12 protein-coding genes and 1 pseudogene are annotated in these 13,402 nt (G+C 71.8%); 4 read left to right on the forward strand and 9 right to left on the reverse strand.

The features are described from left to right. Nucleotides 1-101 (forward strand): annotated as a pseudogene (locus F7R91_RS43320) (IS982 family transposase); the annotation flags it as partial. Nucleotides 102-162: 61 nt separating this feature from the next. Here F7R91_RS43320 and F7R91_RS37000 read toward each other — a convergent pair. Together F7R91_RS37000 and F7R91_RS37005 are read right to left on the reverse strand one after the other, a co-directional pair. Continuing rightward, a complete protein-coding gene (locus F7R91_RS37000) occupies nucleotides 163-1,083 on the reverse strand; it encodes a helix-turn-helix domain-containing protein (protein ID WP_150957547.1) in 921 nt (306 codons plus the stop codon). Nucleotides 1,084-1,207: 124 nt separating this feature from the next. After that, nucleotides 1,208-1,438, reverse strand: a complete 231-nt coding sequence (locus tag F7R91_RS37005) for a DUF397 domain-containing protein (RefSeq protein WP_150957549.1) — start codon at nucleotides 1,436-1,438, stop codon at nucleotides 1,208-1,210. A gap of 271 nt (nucleotides 1,439-1,709) precedes the next feature. On the opposite strand from F7R91_RS37005, the gene F7R91_RS37010 reads away from it, so the two are divergent. The 3 genes from F7R91_RS37010 (at nucleotide 1,710) to F7R91_RS37020 (ending at nucleotide 3,021) form a co-directional block, all read left to right on the forward strand. Beyond that, a complete protein-coding gene (locus tag F7R91_RS37010; protein WP_150957621.1) occupies nucleotides 1,710-2,255 on the forward strand; it encodes a hypothetical protein in 546 nt (181 codons plus the stop codon). A 135-nt stretch (nucleotides 2,256-2,390) separates the two neighbouring features. Further along, nucleotides 2,391-2,645 (forward strand): DUF5133 domain-containing protein, encoded by a 255-nt coding sequence (locus F7R91_RS37015; protein WP_150957550.1) that lies wholly within the window; start codon nucleotides 2,391-2,393, stop codon nucleotides 2,643-2,645. Between the two features lie 154 nt (nucleotides 2,646-2,799). Next, entirely contained in the window at nucleotides 2,800-3,021 is a 222-nt protein-coding gene (locus F7R91_RS37020; protein WP_150957553.1) for a hypothetical protein, read from the forward strand. A 4-nt stretch (nucleotides 3,022-3,025) separates the two neighbouring features. Here the strand turns inward: F7R91_RS37020 and tgmB are convergent, their stop codons facing one another. From tgmB to F7R91_RS37055, 7 genes are all read right to left on the reverse strand, one after another. Beyond that, nucleotides 3,026-4,009: an ATP-grasp ribosomal peptide maturase gene (tgmB, locus tag F7R91_RS37025; protein ID WP_150957554.1), complete on the reverse strand. Its 984-nt coding sequence runs from the start codon at nucleotides 4,007-4,009 to the stop codon at nucleotides 3,026-3,028. A 16-nt stretch (nucleotides 4,010-4,025) separates the two neighbouring features. Further along, on the reverse strand, nucleotides 4,026-4,217 hold the full coding sequence (gene tgmA / locus F7R91_RS37030) for a putative ATP-grasp-modified RiPP (protein WP_150957556.1): 192 nt from the start codon (nucleotides 4,215-4,217) through the stop codon (nucleotides 4,026-4,028). Between the two features lie 134 nt (nucleotides 4,218-4,351). Then, nucleotides 4,352-4,642, reverse strand: coding sequence for a YkvA family protein (locus tag F7R91_RS37035; RefSeq protein WP_150957558.1), 291 nt, complete (start codon nucleotides 4,640-4,642; stop codon nucleotides 4,352-4,354). Between the two features lie 222 nt (nucleotides 4,643-4,864). Further along, entirely contained in the window at nucleotides 4,865-5,962 is a 1,098-nt protein-coding gene (locus F7R91_RS37040; RefSeq protein WP_150957560.1) for a hypothetical protein, read from the reverse strand. Between the two features lie 381 nt (nucleotides 5,963-6,343). Next, nucleotides 6,344-7,708 carry an FAD-dependent oxidoreductase gene (locus F7R91_RS37045; protein ID WP_150957562.1) on the reverse strand — a complete coding sequence of 455 codons (1,365 nt, stop codon included), beginning with the start codon at nucleotides 7,706-7,708 and terminating at the stop codon, nucleotides 6,344-6,346. 185 nt (nucleotides 7,709-7,893) lie between these two features. Then, nucleotides 7,894-10,689, reverse strand: a complete 2,796-nt coding sequence (locus tag F7R91_RS37050) for a SpoIIE family protein phosphatase/ATP-binding protein (RefSeq protein WP_150957564.1) — start codon at nucleotides 10,687-10,689, stop codon at nucleotides 7,894-7,896. 82 nt (nucleotides 10,690-10,771) lie between these two features. Beyond that, nucleotides 10,772-13,330, reverse strand: coding sequence for a SpoIIE family protein phosphatase (locus tag F7R91_RS37055; RefSeq protein WP_150957566.1), 2,559 nt, complete (start codon nucleotides 13,328-13,330; stop codon nucleotides 10,772-10,774). Between the last annotated feature and the right edge of the window lie 72 nt (nucleotides 13,331-13,402).

A 13,402-nucleotide genomic window follows, 5' to 3' on the forward strand; every position in this document is an offset into this window, starting at 1 on the left:
TCCGTGTTCTGCAGCGCATTCTCGCCCTCACTGCCGCCATCTGGCACAACGACCAGAGCGGGCAACCGATCCACCGCTCACTGATCGCCTACGATCACTGACCCCTTGGAATAGATCATCTAGGCGGAGCACTGCGGTTGACCGCGGCCGACGCGGCTGCGGTCAGCGTGCCGCGTAGCGGCTCTCCATCGTCTCGCGCAGCAGCTCCAGCGACTCGCGGGGTGTCAGGGCCTCGTCGGCGAGGCGGTCCAGGGCCACCCGGTACTCCTCGGTCTCGTCGCGGTCCTCGAGGAAGTTGGCGCTGCGGATGTGCTCCAAGTAGACGACGTCGGGCAGGTCGAGGCCGCCGAACCGCAGATAGGTGACGGGTATCGCCGGGGCCGACGCGTTGGTCACATCCAGTGGCACGACCTGCACGGTGACATGAGGACGCCGGGCCATGTCGATGAGATGCGCGAGCTGCTCGCGCATGATGTCGCGGCTGCCCAGGACACGCAGCAGAACGGACTCGTCTATGACCGCCCACAGTTGCGGGGCGTCCGCCTTGTGCAGCAGCAGCGAACGCCGGGTGCGGAGTTCGACGCGCCGCCGGACCTCGGCCGCCGGCGCGGTGGGCAGCCCGCGCTGCACCACGGCTTCGGTGTAGGCCGGGGTCTGCAACAGGCCGGGGACGTACTGGATCTCGAACGTACGGATCGCGGCGGCCGCCTCCTGCAGTCCGACCAGCCGGTCGAACCACTCCGGCATCAGCCGCTTGTCGTAGCGCTGCCACCAGCCCGGCTCGCCTGCGCGCCGCAGCAGCTTGAGCAGGACCGAGGCCTCGTAGTCGTCCGTGCGGTACAGCCGCAGCAGGGCGCGGACGTCGGCCTCCGCCGGTGGCCGGCGGCTCTTGCCCGACTCGATACGTGACAGCTTCGCCGCACTGAAGCCGAGGGAGCGGGCCGCCTGGTCCTGGGCGTACCCCGCATCCTCGCGGAAGCCCGCCAGTTGCACACCGACCAGCATCTTCAGCAGGGTCGGCGCGGGCTCGGGACGCTCCAGGTACGGTTCCAGGCGGGAGATGCGATGCAACTCGGCAGACATCCTGACTCCCAGCTGGCTGGCACAGAGGTCGTTCACACTATCGCACCCTGCCGGGCCACATCGCATCATCCGTACAGATATGGGGAGTTGACCTCCGCTTCGGTGGTGGCGGCCGGTGCGGCCGTCACAGCAGATGGTCGAACTCGCCCTCCTTCGCGCCGGCGAGGAAGGCCGCGACCTCCGCCGGGGTGTAGACGAGGGCGGGACCGTCGGGGTCGCGTGAGTTGCGCAGGGCTATCCCGCCGCCGGTCAGGGCGGCCACCTCGACACAGTTGCCCTCGGCGTTGCTGTGCCGGCTCTTGGTCCAGCGGGCGTCGAGAGAACTCGCCCGCACTCCGTTCTGCACTGGTGGCACCGCAGTCTCCTTGCTGTTCACGTTCCGCGCCCCACCCTTCTGGCGCGCAATTTCTCGTGCAATTGCACGCGGGCGCCTTCAGCGTGGATAATAGCCGTGGCGTCAACCCGCGGATGGCGCGCCGCATTGACGTCGCATCAGGGAGATGGCGTGTCATCACTGCCTGATCTCGATCCCCTCCCTCTGATGCTCGCCGTCTCCGACCCCGCGTGGGTCGGGTTGTCGGCCTTCTCTCCTCCCTGACATGTCCGCCGCGGAAAGGCCCCACGCCATGCGCACCGCTCCGACGCACCAGCCGAGCACCGAGCGCACCGACCACACCGTGCCGCACCAGGGGGTGGCGCGGACCACGCCCCTCATGGCCCTGGACCGGGTGCCGTGGCGCGAGATCCAGGATTCCACCGGCTGCGCAGCGGCCATCCCCCTGCTGCTCGGCACGGTCGCCTGCGGCGACCCCGAGACCGCTCGGGCCGCCCTCGACGATCTGAGGAAACGCATCTGCCAGTACGGCTTCGTCGTGGAGCAGGCCACCGCGGCCACGGTGCCCTTCCTGTGGGAACTCGCCCAGCTTCCCCAGGTGACCTGCCGAGCCGAGGTCATCCAACTGCTCAAGAGCATCGCCGACGCCCGGCAGTGGGAGACCACGGCCGCGGTCTACCCCAAGCTTCTCCACCGCAGCGAGAACCCCGTGGTGTGGGAGCGCGCGGCCCGGCAGGCGGTCCACGACCGGCGCGGGGTCCTGCGACGGCTGATGGACGAGGAGGACACCGAGATCGCCCGGGCCACCACGGAGCTCGCCCGTGCGCTCGGCGAGTAGCGGCCCGGCGTCCGGCGGACGGGAAAGCGACGCCAGGCAGCCGCATTGCGCCAAACGTGTGTCGCCGCCCGCCGGTTGCGAATGGTTCGCCGCCACCCGGGCATAGGGTGCGAAAACTCGAGAGAGGGGCGCTTCGTGCTCGTTCCGGACCCGAAGGTCGTCAGGGAGCTCCTGACGCGGTACGCATCGCTGCGGATCGCTCAGGCGCAGCGGGAGAACGTGGCAGCGGCACGTGAACTGGACGACGTCAGCTACACGCTGTGCGTAACCATGGGGACCACAAGTGTCCACGACGCGGTGGCCGCGGCGGACGCCGTACTGCTCGCCGCGGGACGCGCCACCGCCACCGCGTCCGGCCCGGACGGGAAGAGCGACCTGCTGGCCGTGTGATCCACCCGGTGGGCGGCCGCCGCACCGGCCGCCCACACACCCCCCGTCGCCGTCAAGCGCCCCCACGGAAGTCCCACCCAAGGGTGGCGCGGCCCCTACACTTGACGGTCGTGCCCATGCCGCATGGGCCACGACAGGAAAGGCGCGTCCCCGGGTGTTCCAGGATTCCCCCATCTACGACCGACTCGTCGCGGAGCGCGGCGACGTCCCCGCCCAGGTGCGCAGGGAGGCCGAGCGCGTGAACAGGGAGCTGGAGTACGTCATGCGACCGCTGCAGTCCCTCGGCCCCGCCCTCGCCCCGGAACGCCCGTCGTCGCCGGGTGGGGGGTGGCAGCGCGCCGCCCTGCCGCCGGCGCCCGGCCAGCGGTCGTTCTGACCCGTCAGAGAACCGTCGTGTTCGTCCCGTTGATGTGGTCCCGGCGGTCCGGGCCCGGACCGGCCAGCCACTCGGCGATGCTGCGCGCGATCGGCTGCGCGGTCTCCACCTCGACGAAGCCGAACTGCCCCGACTGGTTGCACTCCAGGAACCACCAGGTTCCGTCGGAGTCCTCGGCGAAGTCGAAGGCGCCGTAGGCCAGTTCGGCCTCACGGATGTACCGGAGGACGGCCTCGGCGACCCGGTGCGGTACGTCCGCGGGGAGCCAGGGCGTCGCGGCGGAGGCGAAACGGACATCGACCTCGTCGGGGTCGGCATCCGCGGGAGTCGCCTTGCGGGCGGCCAGCAGCTGTTCGCCCACGACGGTGAGCCGGATGTCGGCCCGCTTGGCGACCCTGCGCTGCAGCAGGGTGGGGCCGAACGCGACGGCGGAGAAGTCCGTCTCCGGGGCGACCCGGCTGGTCGGCACTGCCCGCGGGGGGTCCTGCGGGTGGGCGCCGGAGACCGGCTTGACCACCAGGTCCGGGTAGCGGGCCGCGAACTCGCGGGCGGCCTGCGGGAAGGTCGTGATCAGGGTGGCCGGCACGGGCAGGCCGCAGCGCTGGGCGAGACGGAGCTGCCAGGGCTTGTGACGGGCGCGGCGGGCCGCGTCGGGGTGGTTCATCCAGCGGGCCTGTGAGCCGCGGAGCATGCCGTAGAGCGCCTGCGAGGACTCCTCGGTCAGCCAGGCCGAGGGCTCGGCCGCCCGCCCGGCCGCGGGGCCGGGGCGGCGCACCCAGACCGACCGCAGTCCGCCGATGCTCACCAGGCGCCCCGCGGCGGAGAGATGACCGCGGAAGGCGCCGTGCACATACTCGCCGGACAGGGCGACCCCACCGGTCAGGTCCGCCGGATCCAGCCGGACCACCGGGACGCCGGAGGCGCTCAGGTGCACGACCACCATGTCGGCGGTCACGTCCTCTTCACAGGTCAGAATCAACACGGTCATGTGCTCGGTCCCGCGTTCAGTCGTCGAAGTGAGTCTTTGAGCCCGCGGTGGAGGTCGTGGTCGCCAGTTCTCGCAGCAGTGCGTGGTCGCCGGCGGCCGGCCGTCCGTCGAAGAGCACGTTCAACTGCCGCCCGGAGTCGTAGACATACGGAACCACGAACTCCAACTCCGCTGCCGGACGTGCGTAACTGAGCGCGAACGGTTGCATCGTCACTCCCCTTGCCGGTACTGCTTCGGTCGGGCGGTGCTCCCACTGGGACCCCCGTCCGGTCCGCCGACTTCCTTCGGCTTCTACATACTTATACGAATCGAACGGGTGGTTGGTTTCCTTACTTTCTGTAATCAAAGTCGGTCCGGTGCACCGCCGTCGCGTCCTTCGGCGGAGCCGCGCACGGTGCGCAGGGCGAGGAGAAGGACACCGATGTCGTCCAGGTACACGGGGTCGGGAAGCAGGTCGGCAGGCAGCACGAAGTACAGCAGAGCGCCCCAGAAGACCCAGCGCGGCCCCGTCGGAAGGCCGGCGGCCCGCAGCCCGCGCCGGGCTCGGACCAGCCGCAGGAGGACCCCGACGGCGACGGCCAGCGCGAGGGCCGCGAGGACCCCGGCGACGATCAAAAGTGTGACCGAGTCCACAGCCACCCTCCCTCATGCCGATGCGCCGTGCGGCGGGCGCTACTAGGCGCTACTAGTCGAATTCCCGCTCACGACACCGGCAGGCCTACGGGGCCCTGGATCACCCGAGTGGGGCAGGGGCAGGAGGCGCAGAGTGGACGCTCCTGTGCGCCCCCGTCCGCCGACCCGCGACGGGTTTGGCGGACGGCTCCCGGGCAGCGATGTTCTGGCGCCTGCCGCTCCTCAGCTGCGGGGCGGCTCCCTACGGGCGCCTTTGAGCCGTTCGAAGGTCCGTGTGAGCTGCTGGAGCGGCGAGCCCGCCTGGGCAGGAACGGGGCGGGCGGCCGTGTCGGCGTCCTGGGCGGACTCGCGGTAGGCGGCCAGCGCCTCGTTGGCCCGTTCGGCGGCCTCCCGGTACAGGTCACGGGACTTCGTCATCGCCTCCAGCGCCTCGGCGTACATGGTGACGAGTTTGCGCTCGCGATCGAGTTCCTCCTCGAGCGTCAGCAGGTGCCACTGTTCCCGCAGCGCGGTGACCGCGTCGTCGGCGCCCTGGGGCAGGGGCCTGGGCGAGACGGCGAAGCGGGTCACCATGTCGATGAGTTCGACCGGCTCCGAGCCGTCCAGGAAGACACTGCGCACGGAGAAGTCGTGATCTCCGGACCCGGATGCACGGGGAGTGCCGGGCAGGACCACGGCGCCGCCCCGCGGCATCTGCACGCCCAGATCGCGCAGGGCCCAGTTCACGACCCGGAACTGGTGCGGCGCCGCACGGTGCTCCACCACGCGGTGGCGCAGGCTCGGCGGCAGCAGCCGGGTCAGCGGCCTGCGGCCCTGCCGGTCGGTGGTCATCGCCTCGTGGACGACGACATGGACGGCCCAGCTTGCGCGCGCCGCGCCCTTGAACAGGCGCCGCATGTCCTTGTCGTCCTCGGGGAGGAGGTTGAGCTCCCCGAAGCGCAGGCCGGTGACGGGCTCGTGGTCCCAGGCCTCGTCCGGCGTCTCGGGCCAGAACATCGTGGCGGGCGAGGGCCAGCGGGGGTCCCACGGACGCTCGGCCTCCGCCACCAGCACCCAGTCGCGTCCACCGTCCGCACCGGCTGCGAGGCTCAGCCGGGCGCGCACGGTCACCGCTTCCGGGACCAGCCAGCGCGCCTCGAAGACCCGCTCGCCGGCGGTGTCCTCGGCGGGGGGTTCGAGAAAGTCGTGGAGGACGGCCTCGTCCTTGAGCTGCTGCAGACGGAGCCGGAGAACGTCTTCGGCGGCGGGCCCGGCATGGCGACCGCGGCCCAGCCAGACAGTCGGGGGAATCGTGGCGTGGGTGGTGGAGGAGCTTGGCATGAGTCCATCGGTAAGCGGGGGCGCGTGCTAATGCCAGTATCGTCGCCGGGCCCGGCGGCAGACCAACCGGGTCGGACCTGCGACGACATCGATCGTCGGGAGGGCGGTCAGGGGGGCGCAACGGCAGACCCTACCCGGCGACGCGGGTCTCCATGCACGCCACGCCGACCGCCTCGCAAACGGACCGTCGGCGCCCGCCGCACACGGGAGCCGCGCTCCGCGCACGGGGTGTGCGCGATCCACTCCGGCCGACAGCAGTTCACGCGTACCGCGGCCACCGCCCACCGGCCACAATGGCCCCTCGAACAGGGCCCGCCCACCATCCGCTTTGGGGCGGGTCCTGTTCGGTACGGCGCCTGTCGGCGTGGGTCGGACAGAGCCTTACGCGCCGCTCTCCCTGAGCATGTCCTCGCGCTCGACGATCTTCACGCGCTCGCGTCCCTGCGGCTCGCCCAGCGCCTTCTCGGCCGCGTCCAGGCGGTACCAGCCCTCCCAGGTGGTGAACCGGACGTTCCGCTCCGCCAGGAGCGTGTCCACGGCCTCGAGTTCGGGCGACGCGGGCGTCTGCAGACGCCCGTTGGCGTAGTCGTCCAGAAGGTTGGCCACCGTCTCGTTGGCGTCGCCCTTGGTGTGGCCGATGAGGCCCACCGGACCGCGCCGGATCCAGCCGGTGACGTACGTGGACTGCAGGTGCTCGCCGGACTCCTGGACGATCCGGCCGCCCGCGTCGGGGACCGTGCCCGAGTCGATGTCCCAGGGCAGCTTGGGGAGTTTGTCGGAGAGGTAGCCGACGGCGCGGTAGACCGCGGTGACGTCCCAGTCCTTGAAGGTGCCGGTGCCCTTGACGTTCCCGGTGCCGTCGAGGGCGGTGCGCTCGGTACGCAGACCGACGACCTTGCCGTCCTCGCCGAGGATCTCGGACGGCGACTCGAAGAAGTGCAGGAACAGTTTGTGCGGGCGCTCGCCGACGTCGCGGATGGCCCAGTTCTCCACGGTCTTGGCGACCATGTCGGCCTGCTTGTTGCCGCGCCGGGTCTCGATCGAGCCCTCGTCGTAGTCGATGTCCTCGGGGTCGACGATGACTTCGATGGTGGGGGAGTGGTCCAGCTCGCGCAGCTCCATCGGGCTGAACTTCGCCTGCGCGGGGCCACGACGGCCGAACACATGGACTTCCAGGGCCTTGTTGGCCTGGAGACCGTCGTACACGTTCGGCGGGATCTCCGTGGGCAGCAGCTCGTCGGCCGTCTTCGCCAGGATGCGCGCGACGTCCAGCGCGACGTTGCCGACGCCGAGGACGGCGACCTTCTCGGCCTCCAGCGGCCAGGTGCGCGGCACGTCGGGGTGCCCGTCGTACCAGGAGACGAAGTCGGCCGCGCCGTACGAGCCGTCGAGGCCGATGCCGGGTATGGGCAGCGCCCGGTCGGCGGTCGCGCCGGTGGAGAAGATGACGGCGTCGTAGAACGCGCGCAGGTCGTCCAGGCTGATGTCGGTCGGGTAGTCGACGTTGCCGAAGAGGCGGATCTGCGGCTTGTCGAGCACCTGGTGCAGGGCCGTGATGATGCCCTTGATGCGGGGGTGGTCGGGGGCGACGCCGTAGCGGATCAGCCCGAAGGGGGCCGGCATGCGCTCGAAGAGGTCGATGGACACGCCGGGTCCGGCGGCCACCTCGGACTTGAGCAGGGCGTCGGCGGCGTAGATCCCGGCGGGGCCGGCTCCGACGATGGCTACCCGCAGGGGGCGGGGCATGATCAGGTTCCCTTCGAGCGATGACAGGCGACTCGTCGGGAAGCCTAAGCTGAGGCAAGCCTAAGCTGGTACGCGGGTCCCATCTATGAGCTCATAAGCCGCCTTTATGAGCGGCGGCCCGGTATCGCTCACCGGCGGGCCCGCCGGACGGAACGTCTTCGGCCCGGCGGTCACGTGCCGGGGCGTCAGGGCAGGGACTGCGCCGCCCAGATGACCTTGCCCTCGGGCGTGTAGCGGGTGCCCCAGCGCTCGGTGAGCTGCGCCACGAGGAACAGACCGCGCCCGCCCTCGTCCGTCATGGCCGCGTAGCGCAGATGCGGCGAGGTGCTGCTGCTGTCGAAGACCTCGCAGATCAGGTTGCGGTCCACGAGCACCCGGACATGGACGGAGTCGCCGCCGTAGCGGATCGCGTTGGTGACCAGTTCGCTCAGGATCAGCTCGGTGGTGAACGTCAGCTCCTCCAGCTCCCACTCGGCCAGCTTCTGCGTGGTCAGGGCGCGTATCCGTCCGACGGCCGCCGGGTCGGACGGCACCTGCCACTCGGCGATCCGGTCGGCGGGAAGCGCCCGGGTGCGCGCCACGATCAGGGCGACGTCGTCGCTCGGCCGGGCGGGGAACCGGGAGTCGAGGACCGCCCGGCAGGTGTCCTCGGGCGACTGCCCGGCCCGTTCCAGGGCGGCGCGCAGCAGGTCGAGCCCGACGTCGATGTCGTGCTCGCGGTCCTCCACCAGGCCGTCGGTGTACAGGACGAGCCGGCTGCCCTCCGCCAGTTCGAGGTCGGCCGTCTCGAACGGCAGGCCGCCGAGCCCCAGCGGGGGACCGGCCGGAACGTCGGGGAAGTCGACGCTGCCGTCGGGGCGGATCACGGCGGGCGGCGGATGCCCGGCGCGGGCGATGGTGCACAGCCGTGAGACCGGGTCGTAGATGGCGTACAGACAGGTCGCCCCGGTGACGGGGGCGCTGCCGCCGTCCGTCGTCTCGTCCTGGTCGATACGGGCGACCAACTCGTCGAGCAGGGACAGCAGTTCGTCGGGCGGGAGGTCCAGGGACGAGAAGTTGTGCACGGCCGTGCGCAGCCGTCCCATGGTGGCCGCGGCGTGCAGCCCGTGGCCGACGACGTCTCCCACCACGAGGGCGACCCGGGCCCCGGACAGCGGCAGTACGTCGAACCAGTCGCCGCCCACACCCTCATGAGCCGGCAGATAGCGGTAGGCGATCTCCAGGGCGTCCTGCTCGGGCAGACTGCGGGGCAGCAGGCTTCGCTGCAGCGTCACCGCCATGCTGTGCTCACGTGTGTAGCGGCGGGCGTTGTCGATGGAGACCGCGGCCCGGGCGACCAGTTCCTCGGCGAGGGCCTGCTCCTCGGTGTCGAACGGCTCGGGCTTGTCGTAACGCCAGAAGCTGACCACGCCCAGCACCGAGTTGCCCGCGCGCAGCGGCACCGTGATCAGCGAGTGGATGCCGTACTCCACTACCTGCGCGGAGCGCTCCAGGTCCTGTGCGCGCCAGCCGGGGGCGTCGCCGAGCAGGGGTTCGAGAACGGCCTGGCCCGTGGTGAGGGTGCGGGCCTGCGGGGAGGAGCCGACGAACGCGATCCGCTCGCCCACCGCGTACAGGGGAGCGTCCTTGCGGATCCCGCTCATCGCCGTGCGGTGCATGCTGCCCGACACGTCCGGCTGCCCGCCGCTCAGTACGGCGTCGAACAGGTCCACGGTGGCGAAGTCCGCGAACCGGGGCACCGCCAGTTCGGCCAGCTCCTCGGCCGTGCGGGTGACGTCCAGGCTGGTGCCGATGCCCACCCCGGCGTCGTAGAGCATGTCGAGGCGTTCCCGGGCCTCCTCGGCGCGGCCGGACAGGGCCCGCAGCTCCGTCGAGTCGCGCAGCGTGGCCACGGCGCCGGGCGGGCCGCCCTGGCTGTCGGTGGTCCGCTGGTTGACCGCAAGGAGCCGGTCCTTGACCAGGTGCACCTCGTCGGTGGCCTCCCGCCCGGAGGCGAGCAGGGCGGTCATGTCGGGTGCGAGGCCGAGGTCGAGGACATGGCGCCCCTCGGCGTCCTCGGGCAGGTCGAGCAGGCGGTGTGCCTCGTCGTTGGCGAGCAGTAGCCGTCCCTCGCCGCCGACGATGAGCACGCCCTCGCGGACGGCATGCAGGACCGCGTCGTGGTGCTCGTACATACGGGTCATCTCGTGCGGGCCCAGGCCGTGCGTCTGGCGCAGCAGCCGCCTGCTCACCAGGGCGGTTCCCGCGGTGGCCAGGACGAGGGCCGCGGCGGCGGCGAGGAGCAGGAGCGGCAGCTGCCGGTTCGCGGCGACGCCCACGTTCTTCAGGGTGACGCCGGCCGACACGGCGCCCACCACCCTGCCGTCCGGTTCCTCGATGGGCACGGTGGCCTGGACCAACGGTCCGATGGTCCCCGTGATCTGCTCGGTCACGGTCTTGCCGGCCAGCACGGGTGCGAGGGTTCCGACGAACTTCTTGCCGATACGGTCCGGTTTGGGGTGGGTGAAGCGGATGCCGTCGGTGTTCATGACGACGATGAAGTCCACCTTGGTCGCCTTGCGTGCCGCTTCGGCGCGCGGCTGCAGCACGGCGGTGGGGTCGGGGCCTTCGAGTGCCTCGCGGGTGCCCGGCGCGTTGGCGAACGCCTCGGCCACGGCGACCGACCGGTTGCGGGCCTCCTGTGTGCTGTCGTGGCGCACCTGCAGCACCAGCGCCACCACCGCGGCCACGACCAGCAGCAGCACGATCACCACTTGCAGGAGGAACACCTGTCCGGCGACGCTGCGTCCCCGCAGCGCGGAGCCCCTTGCCGTGGCCCGTCCGTGGGCGGCCCGGTCCCCGTTCCGTCCCGACTGACCGTGCGGTTTGTTCCGCGTCCGCCGCTCTCGTGTGTCGTCGGTGAGCTCGGGCGCCCGCCGACGGAGGAGAGTGCCGGGGCGACCGGTCGACCGGGCTCCGGATCGACCCACTAGTCGGACCATGAGCCCATGTCTACACTGCCGCGCCCCGCGAGGCGAGGGGCGTCACATGGTGTGAGGCCGGCGCGGGCCTGCCATGTCCGTTTCATCGCGAGCCCGCCCCGGAGTTGGTGCGTCTGGTGGCGAGCAGCAGCGCGATGTCGTCGGGGCGGTCGGTGGCGTGCCGGGCGGTCGCGGTGAGCCGGTCCGCCACGCCCGCCAGAGAGCGTCCGCCCGGGCGGACGGCGGGACCGCCGGCCCTGGCCAGGGCGAGGCGCAGCGCGGTGATGCCGTCGTCGATGTCGCCGCCGGGCTGTTCGACCAGCCCGTCCGTGTAGAGCGCCAGGATGCTGCCGGGTTCCAGCACCAGCTCCGTCACCGGGTAGCGGGCCTGCGCGTCGACGCCGAGCACGACCCCGCCGGGCAGATCGAGGATGTGGGTGCGGCCCTCCCGGTCGCGCAGCAGCGGCGGCGGATGCCCGGCCCGGGCCGCGCGGGCCAGACCGGTGACCGGGTCCAGACGGATGTAGCAGCAGCTCGCGAACAGTCCGGGATCGAGGTCCATGAGCAGCAGGTTGGTGCTGCTCATCACCTCGTCGGGCGGCCGGTCGCCGAGCGCGAACGCCCGTACCGCGGTGCGCAGTTGGCCCATGGTGGCGGCCGCCTGCACGCCATGGCCCTGTACGTCGCCGATGACCAGGGCGAGCCCGTCCCCGGCCTCGATGACGTCGTACCAGTCGCCTCCCACGTCCATGCCCTCGGTGCCGGGCAGATAGCGGCCGGCGGTCTCCACCTCCGGGTGCTCCGCGAGCCGCCGGGGGAGCAGGGCGCGCTGGAGACCGCGGGCGAGCGCGGTCTCGGTCTCGTACCGCTGTGCCTTCTCCATGGCATGGGCGATGAGCCCGGCGAGGGCGGTGAGCACCGTGCGTTCCTCGGTGCTGAAACCGCGGGGCCGGTCGAAGCCGAGGATGCAGGAACCGACGGCACGGCCGGAGGCGATCAGCGGCAGGAACGCGCGGGCCCCCTCCGTCGCGTCCAGCGCGATGCCCGGGTAGGCGGCCGACAGCTGCTCCATCGACTCGAAGAAGAGCGGACGGCCGGTCGAGAGCGTCTCCACGCCGGGCAGGTGCTCGTCGAGTCCCACGCCGTCGAACGGGGCGAGGAAACCCTCCGGGAAGCCGGTTTCCCACGCCAGGTACAGATGCCGTTCCTGCAGCAGGTAGATGGCCAGCCGGCGGCCGCCGAACGCCGGCAGCAGCTCGCGGACGACGACGGCGGACACCTGGCGGGCGGTGACCGCCTCCGTCAGCGCGATGGCCAGGACGATGGGCCGGTACAGCGGCGCGTGCGGGGGCAGGCCGTCGTCCTCCGCCTTGGTGTCCCCGGCCTCACCGGCAGCGGGGGCCGGTTCGGCGGGGGCGTGCGCCATACGGCTCGCCGGACGGACCGTGCAGGTCAGGACATCTGGGCCGGGATGCACGGACAGGGTCACCCACCCTCCGCCGTACGGGGACGACTCCGACTCGGCGTCCTGGGCCGCGGGCCGTTGTACGTCGAAGTGCACCGGGTCGGGCGACAGCAGTGCTCTGCGCAGATGATCCTCGGCGTCGGGCCTGCGCAGCCACGGCACGGCCTCCCACAGGGGCCGGCCGAACAGCTCGGCCCGCGGACGGTTCAGCAGTTCGGCGGCGCGCGGATTGGCGTAGACGATCAGTCCCATCCGGTCCAGGGACAGCACACCGTCCGGGAGCAGGTCGGCCGCCGCGTCGGCCGCCGGGCCCGGCCCGGGATCCAGGACGAAGCCCCGTACCGGGCGCGCACCGGGCGGTGGGACGGTCCGGGCCGTGGCCGTGTCGTGCGCACTCCACAGGTCCATGAGCACGTTCCGGCCGTCCCCGGCCCGCAGGTAGAGCGGCAGCAGCGGCGGTGTACCGGCGGCCGTCTCCCGCAGCGCGGTCAGGACCCGGTGCGCCTCGCTGGGAGTGACCGCGTCCGCGAATGCCTGAACGGACCCCGTGAGGGTCTCCGGCTCCACGTGCAGCAGGACCGGCAGATGCTCGTCCACGGTCACGGCGGCCGTCGCCGGATCCCAGGTGAAGCGCCCGACACGCCCGGTCTCACGGCGCTTGGCCGGCGGCCTGAGGCACAGCGGCTCGCCGTCCCACACGACCGCCGGCCCGTCGGGGCCCTCCAGGCTCCGCAGGGCCTCGCCCAGATCCTCGGCCAGCCGTGCCAGGCGCTCACGCTCCGACAGCAGCTCGGTGGCGTCCGACACGGCGGGGCGCAGCACGGTCAGTACGCCGTAGGAGGTCGATCCGGCCACGACGGGCGAGTACAGGGAGCCGAACTGGAAGGGCAGGCCCGCCGCGAACTGCGGGTAGCGCCGCATCGTCTCCGTGACGTTCGGCAGGACCACCTCCACGCCCAGCCGATGGGCGTCGGCGGGCGGGAACGGACGGTCGACATGCACCCGCCACCAGGGGCGGAACAGCGGCCCGGGCAGGCCTTCGAGCACGGCCAGACGCAGCAGTCCGGGCGTGCTGGATCGCAGATAGACCCCTCCCGTGTGGCCGCCGGCCGCGCTGACCGCCTGTGTCGAGGCGTCGATCAGCAGCTCCGCCAGCCGCCCGGGCTGCGGGTGTCCGTCCTCGGCGCTCCCAGTCATCGGCCCTACCTCGTCCGTGCGCCGTACAGCGGGCGACACAGCAAGAATGCGCCACGACGGCCCCGGAGCGCA

The organism is Streptomyces luteolifulvus, assembly GCF_008806595.1.
Taxonomy (GTDB): Bacteria; Actinomycetota; Actinomycetes; order Streptomycetales; family Streptomycetaceae; genus Streptomyces; species Streptomyces luteolifulvus.

What these genes read in the sequence shown, in the direction of transcription:
- F7R91_RS37050 (WP_150957564.1), bottom strand. Translation starts at nt 10,689, where the DNA reads ATGGTCCGACTAGTGGGTCGATCCGGAGCCCGGTCGACCGGTCGCCCC.
- tgmA (WP_150957556.1), bottom strand. Translation starts at nt 4,217, where the DNA reads ATGCAACCGTTCGCGCTCAGTTACGCACGTCCGGCAGCGGAGTTGGAG.
- F7R91_RS37010 (WP_150957621.1), top strand. Translation starts at nt 1,710, where the DNA reads ATGCGCACCGCTCCGACGCACCAGCCGAGCACCGAGCGCACCGACCAC.
- F7R91_RS37000 (WP_150957547.1), bottom strand. Translation starts at nt 1,083, where the DNA reads ATGTCTGCCGAGTTGCATCGCATCTCCCGCCTGGAACCGTACCTGGAG.
- F7R91_RS37045 (WP_150957562.1), bottom strand. Translation starts at nt 7,708, where the DNA reads ATGCCCCGCCCCCTGCGGGTAGCCATCGTCGGAGCCGGCCCCGCCGGG.
- F7R91_RS37040 (WP_150957560.1), bottom strand. Translation starts at nt 5,962, where the DNA reads ATGCCAAGCTCCTCCACCACCCACGCCACGATTCCCCCGACTGTCTGG.
- tgmB (WP_150957554.1), bottom strand. Translation starts at nt 4,009, where the DNA reads ATGACCGTGTTGATTCTGACCTGTGAAGAGGACGTGACCGCCGACATG.
- F7R91_RS37055 (WP_150957566.1), bottom strand. Translation starts at nt 13,330, where the DNA reads ATGACTGGGAGCGCCGAGGACGGACACCCGCAGCCCGGGCGGCTGGCG.